The organism is Burkholderia sp. 8Y (assembly GCF_902506145.1).
Lineage (GTDB): Bacteria > Pseudomonadota > Gammaproteobacteria > Burkholderiales > Burkholderiaceae > Caballeronia.
The window spans coordinates 2,888,914-2,910,209 of the sequence record NZ_LR733520.1; the positions used below are offsets into that span (position 1 = coordinate 2,888,914).

The following is a 21,296-nucleotide window of genomic DNA, read 5'->3' on the forward strand; positions in this document are numbered from 1 at the left end:
AGCCCACAAAAACGCGCGGACTTCGACGGTCCGCGCGTTTTTTTATATCCTCAGCCGCCTGAGAAGGCGCGGGCCGATCAGCGCGATCGCCGCGCAGCACGCCGCCACGACGCACAAGCCGATGGGCAGCGTGCTCACCTGCGCGACGCCGCCGATCAGCACCGGCCCGAGCAGCAACCCAAAGTAGGCCAGCCCCGCAACCTGCGCGAGCCCTTCGGCAGCGGTGACGCCTTCCACGCGCGCCGCCGCCGCGAAGAGCACCGGCATCATGTTCGCGAGGCCGAGGCCCATCAGCGTGAAGCCGGTCATCGTGACGATGGCGTTCGGGAGCACCAGCGCCATCACCATGCCGACGAACGCCAGTCCCGCGCTGCCGAACACGAGCTGCGGCGCGCCGAAGCGCGCACGCACCGCATCGCCGCCGAAACGCCCGGCCGCCATGCCGCCGGAGAACGCGGCGTAGGCGGCGCTTGAGAGCGACGGCGACGCCTCGACCACGTCGCGCATATAGACGGTGGCCCAGTCGTACATCGCGCCTTCCGCGATCAGCGCGACGAGCGCCATGCCGCCCAGCGCCCAGAGCGCGGCCGACCGCCAGCGATTCGACGACGAAGCCTTCGCGTGTGCCTCGTGATGCGGCACGTGCGGCAGGACCGAGGGCATCGACACGAGCAGCACGACGAGACTCGCGCCCGCCGCGAGCGCCAGATGCGCGGCTGGCGCAAGCCCGTGCGCGATGAGCGCGCCGCCGGTCGCCGCGCCCGCCATCCCGCCGATGCTGAACGTGCCGTGCAGCGACGACATGATCGGCCGCGCGAGCGCCTCTTCGACCGCGCTCGCCTCGGCGTTCATCGCGACATCGAGCGTGGCCATGCCGGCGCCGAACGCCGCGAGCACGATCAGCAGCAACCAGAACGACGGCACCACGAGAATCAGCGCGCCACACACGGTCATCGCGATGCCGCCCGCCATGCACGCTGTGCGCGTGCCGGCGCGTGCGATCCACGATCCGGTGGTGAGCATCGCAAAGATGGAGCCGCCGGCCACCGCGAACAGCGCGAGCGACAACATGCCGGGGCTGAGCGCGAACTTGTCGCGCACGGTCGGAACGTGGACGCCCCACGACGCGTACATCATGCCGGCGATGAAGAACACGGCCATCGTCGCGTAGCGGGCGCGCTGGCGTGTGGCGTGAGGCAGGCTGCGGTGCACCGCGAGCGATGGATTGGACTCGCGGGCGGAAGAAGCGGAAGTCGAGTCGGACACGGTTGAGCCGTTAGAAGGAGTGGCGCGTGGCGGCATTGACGCGGGACAACCGCCTAGCATGCCGCCTTTCGCGAGAGCTTACGATTCTATCGAACGGCCAGGAGACACGCTCGCCGCGCTGATTTACCATTTTCGGCAGTTCATCCGACCGTCGAGTTTTCATGAATATTCCGCCGCAAGCGCCGCTTCATCTGCTGCACCGAGTTTCGGAAGGGACACTCGCGACTCATTCGCGCGATCCGGCCGGCTTTCCGTATCCGACCGCGTTGCCGTTCGCGCTGACCGCGCGCCATTCGCCGATGCTGCTCATCAGTTCTCTCGCGGAACACACGCGCAATCTGCAAGCCGATTCGCGCGCCGGTTTTCTCGTGGCGCATGCGAATAACGCGGGCGTGCTGGAAGGTCAGCGGCTGACTTTGCTCGGCACCTTCGAGCCTGCCTTGAAAACGGACCACGAAGCACTGTCACGCCGATATCTGCGCTATCACCCGGATGCAGCGCGCTATCTGGAATTGGGTGACTTCGCTTTCTGGATAATGTCGCCGCAGCGGATGCGCTTTATCGGGGGCTTCGGCGCAATGGGCTGGCTCGACGGCAGTGAGATTGATCCACTCGAACCGTTGAATGGCGACGAAGAATCTGCGCTTTGCGCCTTTTCCGACACTTATTCGGGCCGGCCAGCCGACATCCGGATATTGGGGATAGACCGTTATGGTTGCGATTTCGTCGAGTCCGGCACGCGCAATCGTTTTACGTTCGATAAACCGAAGCTCGGCGTGGAAGACTTGAAAGCCGCACTCATAGACTGTTTCGAACGCCACGCGTAACGCGTGTGGAACGAAGCGCCCGGCTTGCGCGCGGGAAACTGTGCGCAAGCGAAGAAAGCGGGCAGAAAGTTGCCATGAGATGAGAATTTCTCCCGGACGCGGAAGTCCTGTTTCCATTTCATGCGAATCTCACGTCTATCGGACATCGAAATGCATTTTACGCCAGTACGTCAGATTTCTTAGCAGCAGAGGAAGTCGGCAAATGTTACGAGTAATTAGCGAATAGGCGTTAATCACATTTCTTCTATCGGTCGATTAACGGAAATGTGTTAATCTGCTATCCAGTCCGAGGCTATACTGATAACCAAAGAGCGAGCACCCGACTCGCAAGCCAATACACAACTTAGGGATTTGCCATGCCTTCATACAAGGAATTGCTCGCACAGCGCGAGTCGCTCGAGCGTCAGATCGAAGAAGCAAAGTCGCGCGAATACGCCGAAGTACTTAATGAGATCAAGCAGAAAATGGCCGACTACGGCATCACGCTTCAGGAATTGGCCGGTGGCCGTGGTGCGAAGGCCGCTAAGGCATCGCGCAGCCGCACGGGTGTAGCGCCTAAATATCGCGATCCTGAGAGCGGCAGCACGTGGTCCGGTCGCGGCAAACCGCCGAAGTGGATTGCAGGTCAGGACCGTGATAGTTTCCTGATCGGCAAATAAGCCACGCGCCAGTCAGGAATCGAAAAGGCCGCGCCAAAGGCGCGGCCTTTTTCTTGCCGGTGTGCCATTGTTCCATCACGTTGCGTTAATCGCTCGATGCGCATCCGCCGCGTTATTAAGTCGTTGATTTAAAAGCGGAAGCTTTCCTGGACTGATAAACTGCCGTCAGTTGGGTTTCCGGGCACATTACATGACACTTTCAGCGGCGCACGCATCTGAGAAGCACGACGTTGCGGTCCGAACGACATGGACGAGTATCGCGCTTAACAGCGGACTGACTACTGCACAGCTCGCGGTCGGTCTGATTGCGCATTCGCAGGCGTTGATTGCAGACGGTGTCCATTCGCTTGCCGATATCGTTTCCGATCTCGTCGTTTTGATTGCGAACCGAAAGGCGGTCGCTGTGCCCGACGTCGATCACAACTACGGCCATAGCCGTTACGAAACGGTCGCTTCCCTATTTCTCGGGGGATTGCTGCTTGCAGTCGGCGTGGGAATGTTATGGCGTGCGGGCACACGGATCATGAATCTGGCCGATATACCGCCTGTCCATGCGAGTGCCCTCGTCGTCGCCATGATCGTCCTCGTCTCGAAAGAGGTGCTGTTTCGCTATATGCTGCGCGCGGCTGAACGCGTGCGGTCTGCCATGCTCGTCGCCAATGCGTGGCATGCGCGCTCGGATGCCGCTTCTTCGCTTGTCGTCGCGCTCGGCATCGTCGGCAGTATTGCGGGCTTTCGAATTCTCGATCCTATTGCCGCCGCGCTCGTCGGGTTCCTGGTCGGGAGAATGGGATGGACTTTTGCCTGGGATGCGCTGCAAGACTTGTCGGACCGCGCGCTCGACGAGACGACCACCGCCGATTTTCGCGGCATTTTACTGGGCACGCCCGGCGTGCGCGACGTGCACGATTTGCGCACGCGCAAAATGGGCGATCTCGCCATCGTCGATGCCCATATTCTCGTGGACCCGCTGATCTCCGTTTCGGAAGGGCATTACATCGCCGAGTCGGCGCGCGCCCATATCCTGGCCGATTCCCGCGTCATCGATGCGCTCATTCATGTCGATCCGGAAAGCGATGCCGTGAATCCGTTGCCCGGCAATTTTCCGCTCCGTTCCACCGTGATGAAAACAGTGAGTGCCGCGTTGTCGGAGCAAGGCTTATCCGTCGATACGCTGAACCTTCACTATCTGAAGCGCGGTTTCGACGTGGAAATCGTTCTGCCGGTCGCGACTGGAAACGAGACCGCGCCGCGACTCGCCAATCTGAATCTGGAGGCGCTCAGGCAACGGCTCGGCGCGCGTCAGGTTCGCGTGACGCAAGCGGTGAAACTGGCCGCGCCTCAGCCCGCGAAAAACGCGTCCGAGTGAGTGGCGCGTCCGCTTTCAGAGCGGCAATTGCGTATCGAATTTGATTTCCCGGAGCACGACACTCGTGCGGACCTGCGCGACCGCCGGAATCTTGAAGATGCGATCGTGAAGAAACGCGTCGTACGCCTTGATATCCGGCGCGACGATTTTGAGTATGTAATCGGATTCGCCCGTCGTGCTATAGCACTCGGTCACTTCGGGACAAGTCGCAATCTCGCGCTCGAACTGCTCGACGCCGCCTTCCGTATGGCGCGTCAAATGAATATGCGCGAGCGCGCAGACATGCAGGCCGAGCTTTTCGCGGTCGAGCAGTGCCGTGTATCGCTGAATGACGCCGGACTGCTCCATGTCCTTAATGCGGCGCCAGCACGGCGTACTCGACAGCCCGACCTGATCGGAGATTTCCTGAACGGAGCGCCGCGCATCCAGTTGCAGAAGACGCAGGATTTTTTGTGAGAATGTATCGAGAGTCAACTGCGCCTCCATTCGGTCGCGATCTGACTCCAATGGTAGAGGCCCCCGAAAGGATGCGCAATGCAACGCGGGCGCTATGAGGGAGATTCCCTAACTCACGCGCCTGCGAGCGGGGTTTTACCTTCCGGAAGACTTTCCGTCGGCTCGTCGGCGCTGGCCGCTTCCTGCTGCGATGCCGCTGCCGCCTGCGAGGCGCGCAGATCGGCGAGCATGTTGCAGAAGAGCGCGCCTTGCTCGATGGCGTCGTCGAGCGCAATGTGCGTGTGCGGCAGGTCGTCGAACCAGTGCTTCGGCAGGCGCGGCTTGATCGCCTTGCGATACGGCAGGCCGGTGATGGCGAACGCGAGCGTCTTCATGTCCAGCGCGGACCACGAGAACGGGCAGCGTTGGGCGAAGCGCATCATGTACCAGAACATATGGGTGAAATCGAAGCCCGCCGGATACGCGACGAACACCGGCTTGCCCGGCAGCGCCTCGACCCATTCGACGTACTTCACCAGCGCGACCTCCGGCTTCTGCAAATCGGTCCGGCACGCGGCCCACGCCTCGGGCTGCGTCTTCCACCACGCGGCCTGCACCGGATGCGGCGCCGCGCCTTCCAGCGTTTCGAGATTGGCGGAGAACGTCGCGATGAGCTGCTTGTCCGCCGTGTACGCCGCCGATGCGAAACTCAGCATCGAATGCGGGCCGGGAATGGGGCCATCTGCTTCGACGTCGGTGCTGACGTATATTTCCGGAATCGCGTTCATGCGGCGACTCCATCGCGCACGAACGGATTGGTGCGGCGTTCCTCGCCGAATGTCGATGCGGGACCGTGACCGGGAACGAACGTGACATCGTCGCCGAGCGGCCACAGTTTCTCGCGTATCGAACGGAGCAGTTCTGCGTGATTGCCGCGCGGAAAATCCGTTCGGCCGATGGAGCCGGCGAACAGCACGTCGCCGACGAACGCCACACGATGCGCCCGGCTAAAGAACACCACATGCCCCGGCGTATGACCGGGACAGAAAAACACCTCCAGCGTCTCGTTGCCGAACCGGACGTTCTCGCCGTCTTCGAGCCATCGGTTGGGCGTGAAGACCTGCGCGTTCGCAAAGCCAAACCGCTGCGATTGCGCCACCAATTGGTCGATCCAAAAAGCGTCTTCCTTCTGCGGACCTTCTATTTGCACGCCGTAATGAACCGCCAGCGCCTTCGCTCCGCCGCAATGGTCGAGATGACCATGCGTCAACAGGATTTTCTCGACCGTCACGCCCTGCCGATCCACCTCCGCGATGATCCGCTCGATATCGCCACCCGGATCGACGACCGCCGCGCGCCGCGTCGCCTCGCAGACGACGATGGAGCAGTTTTGCTGAAACGGCGTGACGGGAACAAGAGTGACTTTCATAGGTCTGTCCGGGATGCGGGCGCCTGTAAAAACGTTCATTGTACCGGCGGCTCCCGACTCGCGATGCGCACGCATGAGGGCGCGGCAAGGGCGGTTGGAATCGGAAATTCTTGCGCTCATAGGCAGAATCAATGACGATTTCCGCAGTCGGCGCGGCCAGACCCCGCTTTTTTTGTATAATGGGCTCACTAGTGCATGGGTTTGGCCATGCCGTCAATGGGCGACTGCCGAAACGCCAGTGCGTTTTTACAATCGCCATCAGTAAGCTGTTAGGGGCCAAAAGCCTCGCAACTGCAACTCAACGCACCTTCTTGTAGGTGCACACGTCTTGTCCAGCCGGGCGCTGCGCGTCCGTTCGATGGCCTTTGCCGCCGTCACGCTGGATGGGGCCTACGCCGCCGTTCCTGCGCCGTCTCGTAGTCGAGGCGGGCACGAGCGTGATGCCACGTTCGATGGCGGCATGTGGGGTCTGGTCAGGCTGCCGGGGACAGGTTGCGCCAGACGTGAACGATAACCGGGCGTTTGCGGCACGAGTACGCCGCATCCGAGCATCAGTCTGCCGTTCGCAAGTCGAACGGCGCGCTGCTTTGCGCGGACAAGCCTTTGGCTGCCTGACGCGCGCTCACGAGCGCGGCGCGGCGGCCCATCTACCGTTGGTAACCGCCTATGAATGCTCGATTCATTCGACATATCGCAAGCCTGTTCGCTGTCGGCGTCCTGGCAGGGTGCGCCGCGCCCGGTTCGGGCGACGTCGCGTCATATCATCAGACCACGCCTGCTGTCAGCATGGCAAGTGCCCGCTCGAACGCGCCGCTCGCATTCGACACGAATCTGAGCACGGTCCCGGCCGACAACGCGGACAAGAGCCAGTCGCTCTCCGACGCGCAGCCGATCACCGACGGCCCGAACGTCGGCAGTTTCGAACAGAAGGGCAAAGCCTCGTGGTACGGCCGCTGGTTTCATGGCCGCAAGACGGCGAGCGGAGAGAAGTTCGACATGAACGCGATGACCGCGGCGCACCGCACGCTGCCGCTCGCATCGTGGGTGCGCGTGACGAACGAGGCCAATCACAAGACCGTGGTGGTGAAGATCAACGATCGCGGTCCTTACGTGCGCGGCCGGGTGATCGACCTGTCGTATGCGGCCGCCGCCGCGCTCGGCATGCGGGGCGCGGGCACGCAGAAAGTGAAGATCGAGGGCCTCACGCAGCAGGAAGCGCGTGCGGCGCGCGAGCAGTCTCAGTCGCTCGCGGACGACAGCGTGAACTGAGCGTTTTCGCGTCTCTGCGACTTGCAACGGGCCGTCTTTCGACGGCCCGTTTTCATTCCTGCGCCGGCTTGCTCAGGCGCAGCGCCCGCTCGTACAACGCATTGCGCGACGCGCCCGTCAGCGTGGCCGCGATCCGGGCCGCGCTTTTCACCGACAACTCCTCCAGCAGCGTGAGAAGCAGCGCGTCGTGCGCGTCTTCCGCTGCCTGCGCTTCGGGCGCGCCTTCCACCACGAGCACGAACTCGCCGCGCTGACGGTTCGCATCGCCTTCGAGCCACGTTGGCCCTTCGGCCAGGGTGCAGCGATGCAGGCTCTCGTGTAACTTCGTCAACTCGCGCGCAATCAGAAGCTGCCGTTCGCCGCCGAACGCATCGGCGAGCGCGCGCGTGGTGTCGACAATTCGATGCGGCGCTTCGTAGAAGACGAGCGCCATCGGATGATTCGCGAGCGTGCGCAATTGCGAGGCGCGCTGCCTGGCCTTGGCCGGCAGAAAGCCGACGAACGTGAAGCCGTTGACCCACGCGCCCGCCGCGCTCAATGCGGTGACGACCGCGCTCGGACCCGGCACGGGAACGACGGGCAGTCCGGCTTCGCGCACGGCATCGACGAGACGCGCGCCGGGGTCCGAGATGCCGGGCGTGCCCGCATCCGACACGCACGCGACACGCTCGCCGCTGCGCAAATGTTCGATCACGCGCTCGGCTGCGCTGCGCTCGTTGTGCTCGTGCACTGCGATGGACGGCTTCGAGATGCCGTAGCGCGCGAGCAGCTGCGCGGTGTTGCGCGTGTCCTCGGCGGCGATGCGATCGACGAGACCGAGCACATGCAGCGCGCGCACGGTGATATCCGCGGCATTGCCGATCGGCGTCGCGACGACGTAAAGCGCGCCTGCCGGATACTGCTGTCCGGCGGCCAGGTCGGAGATTTGAAGCATGGGCGCGGGCGGGCGTGGCGCGAAGAGGAAAGGACGTCATTTTGCCACGCGCGCTTCGGCCTGCCCGCCGACAACTTTCATGAGGCACGTATGTCCAAATCGCTCGGCGACGCTTTCGAGGCGCACGCGCTCCACTATCTCGAGCGGCAGCGCATGCGCCTTGTCGCGCGAAACGTGCGCTGTCGCGGCGGCGAGATCGATCTCGTGATGATGGATGAACGCGGCGCGCTCGTTTTCGTCGAAGTGCGTGCGCGCAAGGGCCGCGGCTTCGCGGATGCGGCGACGAGCATCGGCGTGACCAAGCGTGAGCGCCTCGTGCGCGCGGCGCAGCACTATCTGGCGACATGGCGCGGCGCGCTTCCGGCGTGCCGCTTCGATGTGATCGCGTTCGACGCTGGCCGTATTCGCTGGCTGCCGGATGCGTTTCGCGCGGACGAGTCGTAACGTGCGGTTCGGCGCAGGGTGCATGCGGTAAACTGCGCAGACTCAACGCCGGAACGCTCGCCCGCGCTTTGCGCGCGCCTCGCGTCTCACGTCACACGCAACGAACGCCGCACCGCGGCCGAACACCGAGAGTCGATGTCAGTCGAACGCATCCAACAGCATTTCCGCGACAGCGCCGCGCTCACGCTCGAAGCACTCGATACGCTCGCGGTTCCCATTGCGGCTGCCGTCGATACGCTGTTCAGCGCGCTCGCCAACGGCTCGAAGATTCTCGTATGCGGCAACGGCGGCTCGGCAGCGGACGCGCAACGCTTCGCGGCGGCGCTGATCGGCCGCTTCGAGCGCGAGCGCCCCGGCTTGCCGGCCATCGCGCTGACCACGGATTTCTCGATTCTCACGGCCATCGGCAACGACTACGCGTTCGAACAGATCTTCTCGAATCAGGTCCGCGCGCTCGGGCAGGCGGGCGATGTGTTGCTCGCAATCAGTTCATCGGGTAATTCGGTGAACGTGCTCGCCGCCGTGCAGGAAGCGCATGAACGCGAGATGGTCGTGATCGCGCTGACCGGCGACGGCGGCGGCGCCATGACCGACGTGCTCGCCGATACCGACATCCACATGTGCGTGTCGTCCGGGCGGACTGCGCGCATCCACGAAATCCATCTGCTGACCATCCATTGCCTGTGCGACGGCATCGACGCGATGCTGCTGGGCGAAGACTGAATCCAAAAAGGGGGAACGGAGTTGATGAAGAAGACACGCGTCAAGGCGGCGCTGGCCCAGGCCACGCTGACGGTCAGCCTGTTGTCCGGCGTCGCGCTGACGCTGCAAGGCTGCGCGCTCGCCGTGGTGGGCGCGGCGGCGGGCGGCACGCTGATCGCCACGGATCGCCGCACGCTCGGCGCGCAGACCGAGGACCGCGAGATTCAGGTCAAGGCGCTTTCGCGAATCAAGGACAACGTGTCCGATCAGGCGCACATCAACGTGACGGTGTTCAACCGGCGCGTGCTGCTGACGGGCGAAGTGCCCGACGACGCGTCGAAGCAGAAAGCCGAAGCCGTCGTGCGCGATATCAATAACGTGGGCGGCATCGTGAACGAACTGTCGGTGCAGCCGGCGAGCTCGCTTTCGTCGCGCGCCAACGATTCGTATCTCGAGGGCCGCGTGAAGACCGCGATGGTCGGCGAGAAGGATCTCTCGACGAACTACTACAAGGTCGTGTGCGAGCGAAGCAGCGTCTATCTGATGGGGCTCGTCACGCAGGACGAAGGCGCGCATGGCGCGGACGTGGCGGCGCGCGTGCCGGGCGTCGAGCAGCTCGTGAAGGTCTATCAGTACATCAAGCCGGAAGAAGCGAAGGCGCTGGAAGCGGCGGCGGCGTCTGGCGCGAGCGCATCGTCGGCGCCCGCCCCGGCGGAAGCGACGGTGGGCACCGTGCCGGATTCGTCGGTGACGTCGCGACCGCTCGATCAGCAGTCGCCCGCGCCCGTCAAGAATTCGGATGTGCGTCCGGGTAGTTCCAGTTCGGCAAAGTGATGGTGCTTGGGAATGGTTGAAGCAAGATTGTTTGTGGCTGCGTTGGTGGTGGTGTCTGGTTATGCGTTCGCGGGGGGGCAGCCGGTTGCTTCGTCGGTGGCGCCGGTTGCGTCGGGGAATGCGATCGCCATCGCGCGCAGTAATGCGTGCATGGGCTGCCATGCGGTGGATCGCAAGCTGGTAGGACCGTCGTTTCAGCAAATCGCGCAGAAGTACAAAGGCGATGCGCAGGCGAGCGCAAAGCTCACGAAGAAAGTGAAGGACGGCGGAGCCGGCGTGTGGGGCTCCATTCCGATGCCCTCGCACCCCGCGATGAACGATGGCGACATCAGGACCGTCGTCGCATGGGTGCTGGCGGGCGCGCCGCAGAAGTGACGCGTTGTGCCGTGGCAGAGGGGCTTGCTTGCAGGTCGCTCGGCTGTGGTAGAATCGCGGTTCGTTGGGGGGGTAGCTCAGCTGGGAGAGCGTCGCGTTCGCAATGCGAAGGTCGGGAGTTCGATCCTCCTCCTCTCCACCAACAAGATTCCTAGCAACACCAAAGTTTGACCAGAAAACCCCGCCGGCCTTGGCTCCGCGGGGTTTTTTGTTGCACACTACCACTAGGTTCTCCCAGGGAGTGCAACCCCCATCTTGGGGTAATACTGGGGGTCGCTCGCAGGTCTCCCGAAGGTGTTACCCCACCGTGTCCAAAACTACCGGCATCCGTCTGACAGACGCGGCTATCCGCGCTGCAGAACCGCGCGCAAAGAATTGGCGGCTTTACGACAGCCTCGGCTTGATCTTGGAAGTCCATCCATCGGGCGGGAAGTACTGGCGGCTCAAGTATCGAGTGGGCGGCAGAGAAAAACGCCTGTCCCTTGGTGTGTTTCCCGATGTAAATGCCAATGAGGCCCGTGAGCGACGCAATCAAGCGCGCGAGATGCTTGCCGCTGGCGTCGATCCATCGGAGCTAAGAAAGAAGGAGCGTGTCGCTCAGCGCGCCGAGCAAACTCGAACGGAGTCGGCGATACGCTTCAGATTGGATAAGGACGGAGACCTATCGTTTCAGTTGGGAAAACGCTGCGTAAGGCTGATTGGCTCTGAAACCGCCGAGCTTCGCGCTTTTCTAGAGGCGACGCGCGCCGTCCTCCTACGACACTGACTATGCCGCTTACTGATCTGAAGATACGCAACACTAAAGCCACTGACAAGCAGCAGAAGCTGTTTGATGAGCGCGGACTATATCTGCTCATTACGCCCGCTGGCGGAAAGTGGTGGCGACTCAAATACCGGTTTGGGGGAAAGGAAAAGAGCCTGTCTATGGGCGTATTTCCCGACGTCACCCTGAAAGAAGCGCGCGAGCGCCGAGACGCCGCGCGCAAGCTGCTGGCCAACGGCGTTGATCCTGGCATCGAGCGCAAGGTGCAGCGGGCCGGGGCGGCGCAGCGAGCGGCCAACAGCTTTGAGGCTGTCGCTCGCGAGTGGTTTGCGAAGTACGAGCCCGGATGGGCGAAATCCCACGCCGAAAAGGTCATGGGGCGTCTCGAGAAGGACGTGTTTCCGTGGATCGGAGGCCGGCCCATTGCCGAGCTCACTGCCCCGGACGTCTTGGCTGTGCTGCGCCGTGTCGAGGCTCGTGGGGCGCTTGATACCGCACACCGCGTTCATCAAAATTGCGGCCAGGTTTTTCGCTACGCAATCGCGACCGGGCGTGCGGAGCGCGACGTCTCCGCAGATCTTCGCGGCGCATTACCAGCGGCGCGTCACACTCATTTTCCATCAGTGACCGAACCGTCGGACGTTGCCGGGCTGTTGCGCGCACTCGATGCATTTCAAGGAACGTTCGTCGTCCAATGCGCATTGCGGTTGGCACCGTTGTTATTTGTCCGACCCGGGGAACTGCGCAATGCGGAATGGGCGCAATTCGACCTCGACCGGGCACAATGGCGCTACACGGTGTCGAAGACTAAGACTGAACATCTGGTGCCGCTTGCCAAGCAGGCAGTTGTGATCCTGCGCGAGCTTTACGCGCTTAGCGGTCAACGAACCTATGTTTTTCCCGGGAGGGATGTGAAAAAGCCGATGAGTGGCGCAGCGGTTAATGCGGCATTGAGGCGAATGGGTTTTGACACGAAGACTGAAATCACTGGTCACGGATTCCGGGCGATGGCACGAACTATCTTGCACGAGCAGCTCCGTTTCCCGAGCGAGGTGATCGAGCATCAGCTTGCACACAGAGTGCCGGACGCGCTCGGAGCGGCCTATAACAGAACAAGATTCATTGATGATCGGATCAAGATGATGCAGGCTTGGGCGGACTATTTGGAGCAGCTCAAAGCCAATGCGCAGGTGGCGGTCTAAATACGGAGCATCGATAGGTTTCTCAAATGAGATGTGCACTTGCATCGCCGTCGCATCCTCGCCGATGCTCTGCATCCTCCCCCATACGGGAAGGGATCACACCGCACTGCCGGTTCGACTGTGTTCTCATTTCTAGACGAATATCCGGTTTGTCCACGGCCCCGAAACGGCCCGATCGGGCGCACGTCGCACGATATGCCACTGCAGGCTTAGAATCCTGCGCCCGCGTTTGACGTCCTTTGCTCACGGCCTATGGAAAGCGTTTCGATTGCCAAAGTGTTACGACTCGATGCCTCACGGCTGCCGCCGCCCAGCTTGGACGAGGCGGTTGAGATCGTCCGTGAGGCCTGGGCGCGCTTTGCCGTTCACTGGGAAGGCGAGCCGACCGAATCCGACCTGCTGACCAATGCGCGGGTTGCCTTGTACTTATATGACCGTTATCGGAATGCCTCGTTAGCATGGGACGATATTCCCGGGGATGTCAGCCAGTTCGGGCTGATGGCGTTCGGCGCGATAATAGAGTCCATCGCGCGCCGGCAGGCAGCGAACTCGCTTAAGAAGGCCACCAAGGTCGTTGCGGCATGGACGGCCACGGAACGCGCGTATCAACGTCACGAAAATGACCCCAAACAGCAGGCGAAGCGCGAGGTATATGGCTGCTGGGAAGATTGGAAGCGCCGGCGGTCCGGTGGCTCCGATCCATACAAATCTAAGGCGGCCTTCGCTCGAGACATGCTCGGCAAATTTCCCGCACTTGCAAGCCAGAAGGTGATCGAGGACTGGTGTCGAGAGTGGGAGCGTGGCGAGATTCCCGCGTCGGATGTCGCTCACCAGCTCTTGATCCACATAGGCAAGTAGTCACCGAATCTGGGTCGCGGGAGGCTCATCCTTCTCGGAATCGGAATTCTGCGGCGCAGACTGAGCATTCTGCGGCGCACGGAGGTTTTGGTAATAGTCTTATTCGCCTATCGTTACTTCCCTCGTACAACGATTTGCAAGGGCGTAGGGATGCCAAGGAAACCAGAAGCCGATCAACTGAATACCGCGGTGGCGATTGCCATGCCGCAGTTATTGCCGCCGGAGGGGTACACGCGCTGGAGTGACCTGAAGCGCTTAGTTCCACTGTCCCACGAATCAGTCCGTAAGCGCGAACTGGCGGGCCGCTTTCCAAAGCGCGTGCAACTCGGCTCGGCGCGATGCGTCGCGTGGAAAAACCAAGAAATTTTGTGCTGGCTGGCTGATCCGTCGGGCTATCGCGCCGAGGGGGCCGCACCGTCACTTGCATACGTTCCGTGAGTACGCCAACATGCGGACGCCCTCACGCCCGACCCGCGGGAACGGGGGAGCGGCAGAAACGGACGGTGGCACGCCCGCCCTGCCTAACCACGAAAACGACCTTTAACGGAGGCCGCTGATGGCTAACGCCTATTCTACCGAGCGCGATCGCGCTCCCCCTCGAAATTGTTCGAAGCGCACTGTGCGATGCCGCATTAGCGCCGTCACCCCGATGACCAAACACTGTCGCTAGGATATCGGGTTTCTATATAACGGAAAATTCTATAGATCAGTTTCCGTTGATAACGCCCCGAATCTGACCGAATCCACTTGCTCCGACGGTTTTGTTGGGTTCCGAGCCGGTTGAAGCAGAGCTAACATTAGACCGTCCGCGAGCGATGGGCAAAAAAAATGCCCGCACAAGGCGGGCTTTGTCATTCGAACCAGCAGCTGCAGTAGATTTGCTTGGATCCGATCGCGTTGCCACACGACGATCCCCCGCTGACCGGCGCATTCTAGCATTCGCCTCGTTCGCGTCTCAAGCAGGAATCGCAAATTCTCTGCTACTGCTCCCTAAGAGGAGTTAGTAGTACAAATGATTGATAAGGAAAGCGCTCTTGAACGGATGTGCGCCACGTTCGGCGATGACATTCTGCAACTTTTCAGCCAGTTGAATTCCCCGAAGCGCCGGTATGTGGGGATCGGCTCCGAGCGATTGGCGCTGGCCTATAACGAGGGTCATGTGCCGCGTTCGGCCGAAGATTGCCTATCCGCGATCAAACAGGCGCTATGCCGTGCGACACGCACAGTCGCTATTCCCAACGGTTGGGAAGAGGAGAATGTTCTCTGCTCGGTCGTCATCGCATTGGTTGGAGCAGCGTCGATGGATGGAGAAGAGCGCGATGCGTACATTGTCAAGGCCAAATCCGATCTCCAGCAATTGCGTGTGAATTATCGCGACGAATATTTGGAATTGCTGGCGCGCATCGGCGTCGCGGAGGTTGTGTGATGGATTGGTTCCGCTGGTGGCACGGCACCGTAACTGATCCAAAATTCAAGTGGGTCGCGCGGCGCAGCAAGCAAACGGTGGCGAATGTCGTTTCCGTTTGGGCATGCCTTCTTGAATGCGCCAGCACTGCAACGCACTGCAACGCAGATGCAACGCGAGGCAACGTTGCAGCGTTCGATTGCAACGATATTGATGTTTTGCTCGAGCTCAATGATGGGACCGTGCAGCAGATTTACGATGCGATGGTCGAGAAAAAGTTGATCGTTGATGGTCGCCTCGCGAGTTGGGATGGCCGTCAGCCAAAGCGTGAAGATTCCGGCAATCCCACTACCGGCGCGCTTTCCAGCACGGAACGCAGTCGCCTTCGACGGGAAAGATTGAAATGCGAGGCAACGCATGCAACGGCAATGCAACGGGAAGAAACGCACGGCAACGACAGAGAAGATGAGAGGAGAGTAGAAGATAAAAACGAAACTACGACATCCCAGTCGCCTATTGGCAACGGCGACTCACTAGCGGTGCCTACCGCGGGTAACGATCCTGTCGCGGCAGACGCCCATTGCGATCCGCTGTCCGCGCTGACAGAGCTCACTGAGGCGACGTCCATGACGATTAAGTTGCCTCCGTGTCCGATCGACGAGATCGTCGCTCTGTACCACGAGTGCATGCCCAAGAACCCTCCCGTGCGTACGCTCAACAAATCGCGCAGGCGTATCGCCGAGGCCCGCTGGCGCGAAGCCGCGGTGATGAAGTGCGGGCCGTTCGGTTACGTGACGAAGGAGGATGGCTTGGCCGCATGGCGCGATTACTTCTCCATTTGCAACGAATCGGCCTTCCTCACGAACCAGGTCCCGCCGCGCCCCGGCCATGAGCACTGGAAGGCCGGTTTTGATTTCTTGATCAGCGAGAAGGGCTTCACCAACGCGCTCGAGGACAAATATCACGGAGAGGCAGCATGAACACCATTCCTGAAGCCCCGGCGGCCGACGTCACCACCGAAGCTGAGCAGTCAATCTTGGGTGCTTTGCTCGTCGATTCGCGCGCCATTGACAAGGTCGACTTTCTTCGTGAAGAGCACTTCCTGCTGCAAGGGCATCGACGCATCTTTGCTGCTGTCCGCAAACTGGCCGCGAAGGGTGACGTACCGGATACGGTTCTGGTGTGGTCCGCGATGAAGGACTCGGGCCATGCCGATGGCGATACGCTTTCCTACCTCAATCAGCTTGCGCAAGGCGCGCCAGGTGGCGCCAACGCAAGGCGATACGCGCAGATGGTGGTCGACCGATGGACACTGCGCAACATCGTCGCGGTCGGGCTCGATCTGGCCGCGAAGGCGCGGAATCCACGAGGCACGGAGCCGCGCAAGATCCTTGACGGCGCATTCGCCTCGCTGGAGGCGTTGATGCCGAAGGCGCCTCAGGGCCGGCGTTTCCTGAGCGGTTGGTTGACCGGCATCGTTGAGCGTATCGACGCCGAATACAGCGGCAGCGACGAGCACACGAAGCTGGCGTCGACAGGCCTGCGTGCGCTGGACGCGAAGCTCGACGGTGGCATGCGCACCGGGGAGGTCGTCATCGTCGCCGGCCGCCCGGGCATTGGCAAAACGGCCGCGGCGCTTGGCATTGCCGATGCTGCAAGTGCACAGGATGCGCCTGCGCTTATCTTTTCCCAGGAGATGACGGGCGAACAGTTGACGCTACGCGCGCTATCGCGTTCGTCGGGCATTCCGATAAACCGGCTGAAAGATGGCCGCAAGATGGCGGACGCCGATTTTGCGCTCCTCACGAAGGGAGTCACCGAACTCATGGACGACAAAATCATCATCGATGAACGTCCTGCGCTGTCGATCACCGAGGTTCGGAGCGCCGCGCGAGATGTGAAACGCGAACACGGGAAGCTAGGCGTCATCGTGATCGACTATCTGCAATTGATGGCCGAATCCGGGGGTGACAACCGGACGCAATCCGTCGGCGCGAATAGTCGCGGGCTCAAGGCTCTGGCGAAGGAACTCGACGTCCCTGTCGTCGTGCTTGCGCAGCTCTCGCGAAAGGTCGAAGAGCGTCCTAACAAGCGCCCGCTGATGTCAGACCTGCGTGACTCTGGCGAAATCGAGCAGGATGCCGACGTCGTGTTGCTGCTGTACCGTGACGAGTACTATAACCCGGACTCCATGGACAAAGGGATCGTTGAGATCAACGTCGCGAAGCAGCGCAACGGCTCGATCGGCGTTGTACCCGCGATGTATGTCGGTGAGCGCACAGCGTTCTACGACGCGGCGGAGGGGGTGAACTTCGGTTCTTCGCTTGAGAAGAAATCGGCTGGCTTTGCCGCGAGGGCGCGGAGCTCCGCGTGGTGGCAGTCGTGAAAGCGCCCCGCATGAGGAACCTGTTGATTTTGTGGAACTGACGCGGCCGCTCGGAGCGGTGACTTCAATCTAACCATGACCTTTGGGTCGTCCAACCCGCATCATCCAGCCCCGACCGATCTTTGGCCGGGGCTTGTCATTTCGGGCGACGGTTCGCGCGCTCTATCGTTCGTTTTTTGGCCGATTCGGGTGCGGCAGGATGCCGTCGTAGCCCGCGTGCGGCGGATTTTCGACGGCGAGGTCCCAATCCGTCGAAAGAGGCATGTCTGCGTCCTCGAGCAGGTGCGCGTCCGTCGCGCCGGCGGGCAGCGGTGAGAGGCCATCCCACTCGGTGATGTACTTAGGATTTTCGTTTTGCCTCACGTCTAACTCCGTAGGCGAGTCGTTGGACTTCCGATTATGGCTCCGGAAGGCGCGGAAAAGTTCGTTGCGATGGTCTGCGCACGCAGGAGTCGTGACGCGACAGTGTGAGTAGACAAACAGACCCCCCGTGGGTCACTGGAGCTACTCATGCGCAACGAGAATCACCCACTCTTGACGTCGAAGGAGGCCTCCGCGGCGCTCCGGCTCGCGTACGCAACCCTTCGGGACTGGAGTGCCAATGGTCGCGGGCCGATCAGGCCGGTCAAGATCGGGGCCCGCGTGTTCTGGCGCCGCTCGGACGTTGAGCGTCTGGTTGCAGGAGCCGCGGAATGACTTCGCCCTCCCGTTGGACGTCGGACGACGTCGCCCGTCGCGCGGCCGAGCACTTGATGGCTCAGACCTTGCGGCGCACGGCCCGCCATGGCTACGCGGAAGCTCGCGAGCGCTTCAAAGCGTGACACCGCCTCGAGCGCGTCGATACCGCCGCCCCTGCTTTCCGCCGAGCCACGAAATCGGCATATACAGCATACCAACGTGCGCGTCAGCTCGAGCACAACGCCGCTCGCCGTCTTAAGACTGCTGTTCTCGGCAGCCACGTGTTTCACGAGGTGTGCAATGACCGTCGTCGTTAACATTGCGGCCGCCCTGGAGGCGGATGAAGACCTCGTGCACATGCGTGACGGCCTGCCGGTGATCGACAGCCTAGTGATCGCGCGCGAGTTTGGTCGGCGGCATGACAACGTGCTTCAAACGCTGGATTCGCTGATCGCGGACGGCACGATGCGATCACGTCTGCATCAGCGACGTCTAAATGCTGGACTCCTTGCGAATGCTGGGAACCCAGACTTTTTCGTCGGGATGTAGACGACCGTCCACACGGATCGTCTACAAAAGCGCTCGTGACGCGATCGTCTCTCCATCGAATTGCTTGCATCAGGTCCGCATGGTCTCCCACCGCATGAACACCGAGGATTGGCAACGCGCCCGCATCCAGTGGGAGAGTGAGCCGACGGCCAGCTTCGCAAAAATCGCTGATTACTTTGGCGTTTCGAAGGCGCTCATCGGTCGGAAAGCGAAAGAACAGGGCTGGCAAAAGCGTCTCTCTGCCGACATTGCTGCCGATCGTGCACATGAAATAGCAGCTTCTAAATTTACACATTCGGCTGTTGAGCAGCCCAGGCAGATGCCAGTTGTAGACGCGAATCGCGCCGAAATTCGGCCTGGCCTGCCCGCGGTGAACAGTGGCGTTCCGGTCGAGCAGGCCCGTGCTGCTGCCGAAGCATCAGCTATCGATCGCCGCGCCGAAGTCGAAACCCGGCATGGTCAGGAACATGCTGCGGCTCGCAGTCTTCTCTACGGGGCGATGAAGTCTCGGGACGTCGAATCCACGAAACAGGCAAAGCTCGCTCTCGAGAGCTTGAAAATTCTGCATGATCTCGAACGCCGAGCTTGGCGACTTGATGCTCCGGCGAAAGCTCCGCCGGCGGTGTCGATCACAATCAATCGGCGCTCGCGCGCGAAGGACAACACGTGAAGAAGACCATCACACTCGAAGGCCTCGAAGCCATTGAGATTTCGACGCAACCGAGAACCGATTCGGCGCCAAATTTGTGTTCCATTGCCGCGCGTGCGCACATGGCTGCTGATGCGCTCATGAGCGACGAACCGCTGCGACAGGCTCTCGATCAGGAACTGGAGGTGATGCTGTCATCGGCGGAGAGGGCCGGGGAACAAGGGCGGGACGCCGCATTGCTCCAGCGGCAGCGAGACGATTGGGAGATCGTGCGCACGCTTGCGCTCAACGCCGCCCGAACCCGTGACGTCGATGGCGCTCGATCCGCACGCGATGCAGCCGAGGCCTTGGCTTTCGCTTACTCGGGACTGGGCAGTGCGCTCGGCGTATGACTCCGGTTGGGCGGCCCAGAAACCGGGAGCCTCGCAGATTTCCCGGCGAAGGCGACTGCCGGACCCTGATCTGCCGTTCCACCAGAACCGGCGGACGTCCGCTTCACTGCGAGGGCCGGCGTGTTCGATGGGCGACAGCGCATGGGGAGGTGTCGGGACCGCTCCGACTCTCAAACCATCACTTGATTGCGCGTCGCGCCACTGAAACCAAGGCCTGTCAAATAAGCGCCGAATTGAGTTCTGAGCTCCGCATGGCAACGATTCACGAGGAACTCAACGTCTTCTATCTTCTTCTGCACCGCTGATAGATTGATGGTTTGGATGGCGGACTTTGGCCGATCACAACAGTGAATGCAGTCGTGGCGTCGCTGAAAGACAGTAGAAAGCTTCGTCTCGAAGTGCTCCAGGGCCTTTTGTTTCGCCGCTTCCAAGTTCGCGGCTGGGACCGCCGCCAATTGGGATGCGCTCAGGCCGAAGTGACGGTGCTTGGCTTGCGGGTCTGTGATCCAAGCCAAAACACGATCACGACTTAGTAGGCCGCGCTTTGGGGGGAAGAACTGATTGAACAAACTTTTAATCTGGTAGAAAGAGAGAACGTTTTCCTTCTCGACGAGCTCTCTTGCCGCCATGCGCCAGCGCCATCCCGGGATGTTCGTTGTTCGAAGGATCGCAGTCACGGGCATTCGAAGATTGTTTAGCCGGTCGGGAAACGCGATTGCTGGTTCTAGTTCCTTCGCCCGCAGCGCTCGCGATATCAGATCGGCGTACGCATCAGCGAAGTAGGCGTCGCAAGCCCCTACCGCAAACATAAGCGCTGAGCGCAAGATGTCGTGTTCACATACCGGAACAGCTGCTGAGTTGTTCATAAGCGCTCGCGCTCGCGCCAAGTCGGTATCAAAGTGGTCCTTCGCGGTCTGCAGAACTGGCATATCTCTTCCTCGTCATTTCGGAGCTGGCAGCATACACCCTCGAATCCGGGGTCCGCTCCCATCATAGAGGGGCCGCTTAGCCGGTATCTTTCAATGACGGCTCCTGGCCCGACCTCGGACCGCCGGACGAATCCTCCCGGAAAATCACGAAGAGCCAGAAGTTGGAGGAGGCTCCGATCGTTTTGCCGCTGCCCGTGCGCGTAGAAGCGCCACCATTACGGCTGTCGCTGCAGCTCGTTGCTCTGCTGGGAGCGTCTCGACGCGCGCTCGCCAGTCCGTGACTGCAGGTGCAATCGGCCGCGATTTCATGCGGCCGCCTGACGGGCGTCATCGCGAATTCGCGTGACGGTTGGACGACTGATTTTGAAGTCTCGAGCGATGCTGGCCACGCTATGGCCGGCGGCTAAGCGGTCGAGAACCGCGTCCCGCTTTTGGTCGTCGAGGGCTCGTGGGCGTCCCATGACCTTTCCTTCCGCACGGGCGCGCGCCAATCCCGCGTGCGTGCGCTCGATGAGCAGGTCGCGTTCGAACTCTGCGACCGCGCCGAGAACGCCCATCGTCATCTTTCCTGCCGCGCTGGTCAGGTCCACGCCTCCGAGCGCCATGCAATGCACGCGCACGCCGATGCTCGCGAGGTGCTCGACGGTCGAGCGCACGTCCATCGCGTTGCGGCCGAGCCGGTCCAGCTTCGTGACGATCAGCACGTCGCCGTCCTCCAGGCGATCGAGAAGCCGGGAAAAGCCAGGGCGTTCTCTCGCGGCGACGCTGCCGCTGATGTTCTCGGCCACGATGCGGCGTGGCTCGATCGCGAAACCGGCGGCGGCGACTTCCGCCAGCTGGTTAGCGGTGGTCTGGTCTGCGGTGCTTACACGAGCGTAAAGAAAGGTGCGGCTCATTTTTCCCTTCGTTATCAACGTTGCTGGTGGTGTTCAAAAACGCTGT

The 21,296-nt window shown here is 61.5% G+C and carries 27 protein-coding genes and 1 tRNA gene; 20 read left to right on the forward strand and 8 right to left on the reverse strand.

Going from position 1 to position 21,296, the window contains the following annotated elements; genetic code table 11:
• Positions 1-42 precede the first annotated feature (42 nt).
• Positions 43-1,266, reverse strand: coding sequence for an MFS transporter (locus GV035_RS24170; RefSeq protein ID WP_442859586.1), 1,224 nt, complete (start codon positions 1,264-1,266; stop codon positions 43-45).
• A 161-nt stretch (positions 1,267-1,427) separates the two neighbouring features.
• Between GV035_RS24170 and GV035_RS24175 the strand changes: the two genes are divergently transcribed.
• The 3 genes from GV035_RS24175 to GV035_RS24185 all read left to right on the forward strand — a co-directional run bounded on the left by GV035_RS24175 (position 1,428) and on the right by GV035_RS24185 (position 4,121).
• The gene (locus GV035_RS24175) at positions 1,428-2,093 is read left to right on the forward strand and encodes a HugZ family pyridoxamine 5'-phosphate oxidase (protein ID WP_159837422.1); all 666 of its coding nucleotides are present in this window, start codon (positions 1,428-1,430) and stop codon (positions 2,091-2,093) included.
• A 356-nt stretch (positions 2,094-2,449) separates the two neighbouring features.
• Complete coding sequence (locus GV035_RS24180) at positions 2,450-2,752, forward strand: H-NS histone family protein (protein ID WP_159837423.1); 303 nt, start codon at positions 2,450-2,452, stop codon at positions 2,750-2,752.
• 190 nt (positions 2,753-2,942) lie between these two features.
• Positions 2,943-4,121: a cation diffusion facilitator family transporter gene (locus GV035_RS24185; protein WP_159837424.1), complete on the forward strand. Its 1,179-nt coding sequence runs from the start codon at positions 2,943-2,945 to the stop codon at positions 4,119-4,121.
• A 15-nt stretch (positions 4,122-4,136) separates the two neighbouring features.
• On the opposite strand, the gene GV035_RS24190 is transcribed toward GV035_RS24185, so the two are convergent.
• From GV035_RS24190 to GV035_RS24200, 3 genes are all read right to left on the reverse strand, one after another.
• Positions 4,137-4,607 (reverse strand): Lrp/AsnC family transcriptional regulator, encoded by a 471-nt coding sequence (locus GV035_RS24190; protein WP_016346759.1) that lies wholly within the window; start codon positions 4,605-4,607, stop codon positions 4,137-4,139.
• 83 nt (positions 4,608-4,690) lie between these two features.
• A complete protein-coding gene (locus GV035_RS24195; protein ID WP_159837425.1) occupies positions 4,691-5,344 on the reverse strand; it encodes an exonuclease in 654 nt (217 codons plus the stop codon).
• Positions 5,341-5,985, reverse strand: coding sequence for an MBL fold metallo-hydrolase (locus tag GV035_RS24200; protein WP_159837426.1), 645 nt, complete (start codon positions 5,983-5,985; stop codon positions 5,341-5,343). The genes GV035_RS24195 and GV035_RS24200 overlap by 4 nt, the downstream gene beginning before the upstream one ends.
• Before the next feature lie 666 nt (positions 5,986-6,651).
• Here GV035_RS24200 and GV035_RS24205 point away from each other — a divergent pair.
• Entirely contained in the window at positions 6,652-7,254 is a 603-nt protein-coding gene (locus GV035_RS24205; protein WP_159837427.1) for a septal ring lytic transglycosylase RlpA family protein, read from the forward strand.
• Positions 7,255-7,306: 52 nt separating this feature from the next.
• On the opposite strand, the gene rsmI is transcribed toward GV035_RS24205, so the two are convergent.
• Positions 7,307-8,188, reverse strand: coding sequence for a 16S rRNA (cytidine(1402)-2'-O)-methyltransferase (gene rsmI, locus GV035_RS24210; protein WP_159837428.1), 882 nt, complete (start codon positions 8,186-8,188; stop codon positions 7,307-7,309).
• A gap of 90 nt (positions 8,189-8,278) precedes the next feature.
• Between rsmI and GV035_RS24215 the strand changes: the two genes are divergently transcribed.
• The 12 genes from GV035_RS24215 (at position 8,279) to dnaB (ending at position 17,157) form a co-directional block, all read left to right on the forward strand.
• Positions 8,279-8,632 carry a YraN family protein gene (locus tag GV035_RS24215; protein ID WP_159837429.1) on the forward strand — a complete coding sequence of 118 codons (354 nt, stop codon included), beginning with the start codon at positions 8,279-8,281 and terminating at the stop codon, positions 8,630-8,632.
• A gap of 135 nt (positions 8,633-8,767) precedes the next feature.
• On the forward strand, positions 8,768-9,355 hold the full coding sequence (locus GV035_RS24220) for a phosphoheptose isomerase (RefSeq protein WP_159837430.1): 588 nt from the start codon (positions 8,768-8,770) through the stop codon (positions 9,353-9,355).
• A 24-nt stretch (positions 9,356-9,379) separates the two neighbouring features.
• A complete protein-coding gene (locus GV035_RS24225; RefSeq protein WP_159837431.1) occupies positions 9,380-10,168 on the forward strand; it encodes a BON domain-containing protein in 789 nt (262 codons plus the stop codon).
• Between the two features lie 12 nt (positions 10,169-10,180).
• Positions 10,181-10,543 (forward strand): c-type cytochrome, encoded by a 363-nt coding sequence (locus tag GV035_RS24230; RefSeq protein ID WP_159837432.1) that lies wholly within the window; start codon positions 10,181-10,183, stop codon positions 10,541-10,543.
• A gap of 66 nt (positions 10,544-10,609) precedes the next feature.
• Positions 10,610-10,685: transfer RNA gene (locus tag GV035_RS24235), tRNA-Ala, on the forward strand.
• A 165-nt stretch (positions 10,686-10,850) separates the two neighbouring features.
• Complete coding sequence (locus GV035_RS29865; protein WP_328699454.1) at positions 10,851-11,309, forward strand: Arm DNA-binding domain-containing protein; 459 nt, start codon at positions 10,851-10,853, stop codon at positions 11,307-11,309.
• Between the two features lie 2 nt (positions 11,310-11,311).
• Entirely contained in the window at positions 11,312-12,508 is a 1,197-nt protein-coding gene (locus tag GV035_RS24245) for a tyrosine-type recombinase/integrase (protein WP_159837433.1), read from the forward strand.
• Positions 12,509-12,760: 252 nt separating this feature from the next.
• Entirely contained in the window at positions 12,761-13,366 is a 606-nt protein-coding gene (locus GV035_RS24250) for a hypothetical protein (RefSeq protein WP_159837434.1), read from the forward strand.
• Positions 13,367-13,516: 150 nt separating this feature from the next.
• A complete protein-coding gene (locus tag GV035_RS24255; RefSeq protein WP_159837435.1) occupies positions 13,517-13,804 on the forward strand; it encodes a helix-turn-helix transcriptional regulator in 288 nt (95 codons plus the stop codon).
• A 574-nt stretch (positions 13,805-14,378) separates the two neighbouring features.
• Positions 14,379-14,792: a hypothetical protein gene (locus GV035_RS24260; protein WP_159837436.1), complete on the forward strand. Its 414-nt coding sequence runs from the start codon at positions 14,379-14,381 to the stop codon at positions 14,790-14,792.
• Positions 14,792-15,751: a hypothetical protein gene (locus GV035_RS24265; RefSeq protein ID WP_159837437.1), complete on the forward strand. Its 960-nt coding sequence runs from the start codon at positions 14,792-14,794 to the stop codon at positions 15,749-15,751. The genes GV035_RS24260 and GV035_RS24265 overlap by 1 nt, the downstream gene beginning before the upstream one ends.
• The gene (gene dnaB / locus GV035_RS24270; protein ID WP_159837438.1) at positions 15,748-17,157 is read left to right on the forward strand and encodes a replicative DNA helicase; all 1,410 of its coding nucleotides are present in this window, start codon (positions 15,748-15,750) and stop codon (positions 17,155-17,157) included. Before GV035_RS24265 ends, dnaB begins: the two co-directional genes overlap by 4 nt.
• A gap of 162 nt (positions 17,158-17,319) precedes the next feature.
• On the opposite strand, the gene GV035_RS24275 is transcribed toward dnaB, so the two are convergent.
• On the reverse strand, positions 17,320-17,520 hold the full coding sequence (locus tag GV035_RS24275; RefSeq protein ID WP_159837439.1) for a hypothetical protein: 201 nt from the start codon (positions 17,518-17,520) through the stop codon (positions 17,320-17,322).
• A 147-nt stretch (positions 17,521-17,667) separates the two neighbouring features.
• Here GV035_RS24275 and GV035_RS24280 point away from each other — a divergent pair, with 147 nt between their 5' ends.
• The 4 genes from GV035_RS24280 to GV035_RS24295 all read left to right on the forward strand — a co-directional run bounded on the left by GV035_RS24280 (position 17,668) and on the right by GV035_RS24295 (position 19,425).
• A complete protein-coding gene (locus GV035_RS24280) occupies positions 17,668-17,853 on the forward strand; it encodes a helix-turn-helix transcriptional regulator (protein ID WP_159837440.1) in 186 nt (61 codons plus the stop codon).
• Positions 17,854-18,135: 282 nt separating this feature from the next.
• The gene (locus GV035_RS24285) at positions 18,136-18,384 is read left to right on the forward strand and encodes a hypothetical protein (protein WP_159837441.1); all 249 of its coding nucleotides are present in this window, start codon (positions 18,136-18,138) and stop codon (positions 18,382-18,384) included.
• A 94-nt stretch (positions 18,385-18,478) separates the two neighbouring features.
• Entirely contained in the window at positions 18,479-19,054 is a 576-nt protein-coding gene (locus tag GV035_RS24290; RefSeq protein ID WP_159837443.1) for a hypothetical protein, read from the forward strand.
• Positions 19,051-19,425, forward strand: a complete 375-nt coding sequence (locus GV035_RS24295; protein WP_159837445.1) for a hypothetical protein — start codon at positions 19,051-19,053, stop codon at positions 19,423-19,425. The genes GV035_RS24290 and GV035_RS24295 overlap by 4 nt, the downstream gene beginning before the upstream one ends.
• A 170-nt stretch (positions 19,426-19,595) precedes the next feature.
• On the opposite strand, the gene GV035_RS24300 is transcribed toward GV035_RS24295, so the two are convergent.
• Positions 19,596-20,354 carry a hypothetical protein gene (locus GV035_RS24300; protein ID WP_159837447.1) on the reverse strand — a complete coding sequence of 253 codons (759 nt, stop codon included), beginning with the start codon at positions 20,352-20,354 and terminating at the stop codon, positions 19,596-19,598.
• A gap of 305 nt (positions 20,355-20,659) precedes the next feature.
• The gene (locus GV035_RS24305) at positions 20,660-21,250 is read right to left on the reverse strand and encodes a recombinase family protein (protein ID WP_159837449.1); all 591 of its coding nucleotides are present in this window, start codon (positions 21,248-21,250) and stop codon (positions 20,660-20,662) included.
• Between the last annotated feature and the right edge of the window lie 46 nt (positions 21,251-21,296).

Bases quoted from the DNA above. Each gene is read 5' to 3' on its own strand.
- GV035_RS24175 (WP_159837422.1), top strand. From the start codon at position 1,428: ATGAATATTCCGCCGCAAGCGCCGCTTCATCTGCTGCACCGAGTTTCG.
- GV035_RS24180 (WP_159837423.1), top strand. From the start codon at position 2,450: ATGCCTTCATACAAGGAATTGCTCGCACAGCGCGAGTCGCTCGAGCGT.
- GV035_RS24185 (WP_159837424.1), top strand. From the start codon at position 2,943: ATGACACTTTCAGCGGCGCACGCATCTGAGAAGCACGACGTTGCGGTC.
- GV035_RS24190 (WP_016346759.1), bottom strand. From the start codon at position 4,607: ATGGAGGCGCAGTTGACTCTCGATACATTCTCACAAAAAATCCTGCGT.
- GV035_RS24195 (WP_159837425.1), bottom strand. From the start codon at position 5,344: ATGAACGCGATTCCGGAAATATACGTCAGCACCGACGTCGAAGCAGAT.
- GV035_RS24200 (WP_159837426.1), bottom strand. From the start codon at position 5,985: ATGAAAGTCACTCTTGTTCCCGTCACGCCGTTTCAGCAAAACTGCTCC.
- GV035_RS24205 (WP_159837427.1), top strand. From the start codon at position 6,652: ATGAATGCTCGATTCATTCGACATATCGCAAGCCTGTTCGCTGTCGGC.
- rsmI (WP_159837428.1), bottom strand. From the start codon at position 8,188: ATGCTTCAAATCTCCGACCTGGCCGCCGGACAGCAGTATCCGGCAGGC.
- GV035_RS24215 (WP_159837429.1), top strand. From the start codon at position 8,279: ATGTCCAAATCGCTCGGCGACGCTTTCGAGGCGCACGCGCTCCACTAT.
- GV035_RS24220 (WP_159837430.1), top strand. From the start codon at position 8,768: ATGTCAGTCGAACGCATCCAACAGCATTTCCGCGACAGCGCCGCGCTC.
- GV035_RS24225 (WP_159837431.1), top strand. From the start codon at position 9,380: ATGAAGAAGACACGCGTCAAGGCGGCGCTGGCCCAGGCCACGCTGACG.
- GV035_RS24230 (WP_159837432.1), top strand. From the start codon at position 10,181: ATGGTTGAAGCAAGATTGTTTGTGGCTGCGTTGGTGGTGGTGTCTGGT.
- GV035_RS24245 (WP_159837433.1), top strand. From the start codon at position 11,312: ATGCCGCTTACTGATCTGAAGATACGCAACACTAAAGCCACTGACAAG.
- GV035_RS24250 (WP_159837434.1), top strand. From the start codon at position 12,761: ATGGAAAGCGTTTCGATTGCCAAAGTGTTACGACTCGATGCCTCACGG.
- GV035_RS24255 (WP_159837435.1), top strand. From the start codon at position 13,517: ATGCCAAGGAAACCAGAAGCCGATCAACTGAATACCGCGGTGGCGATT.
- GV035_RS24260 (WP_159837436.1), top strand. From the start codon at position 14,379: ATGATTGATAAGGAAAGCGCTCTTGAACGGATGTGCGCCACGTTCGGC.
- GV035_RS24265 (WP_159837437.1), top strand. From the start codon at position 14,792: ATGGATTGGTTCCGCTGGTGGCACGGCACCGTAACTGATCCAAAATTC.
- dnaB (WP_159837438.1), top strand. From the start codon at position 15,748: ATGAACACCATTCCTGAAGCCCCGGCGGCCGACGTCACCACCGAAGCT.
- GV035_RS24280 (WP_159837440.1), top strand. From the start codon at position 17,668: ATGCGCAACGAGAATCACCCACTCTTGACGTCGAAGGAGGCCTCCGCG.
- GV035_RS24285 (WP_159837441.1), top strand. From the start codon at position 18,136: ATGACCGTCGTCGTTAACATTGCGGCCGCCCTGGAGGCGGATGAAGAC.
- GV035_RS24290 (WP_159837443.1), top strand. From the start codon at position 18,479: ATGAACACCGAGGATTGGCAACGCGCCCGCATCCAGTGGGAGAGTGAG.
- GV035_RS24300 (WP_159837447.1), bottom strand. From the start codon at position 20,354: ATGCCAGTTCTGCAGACCGCGAAGGACCACTTTGATACCGACTTGGCG.
- GV035_RS24305 (WP_159837449.1), bottom strand. From the start codon at position 21,250: ATGAGCCGCACCTTTCTTTACGCTCGTGTAAGCACCGCAGACCAGACC.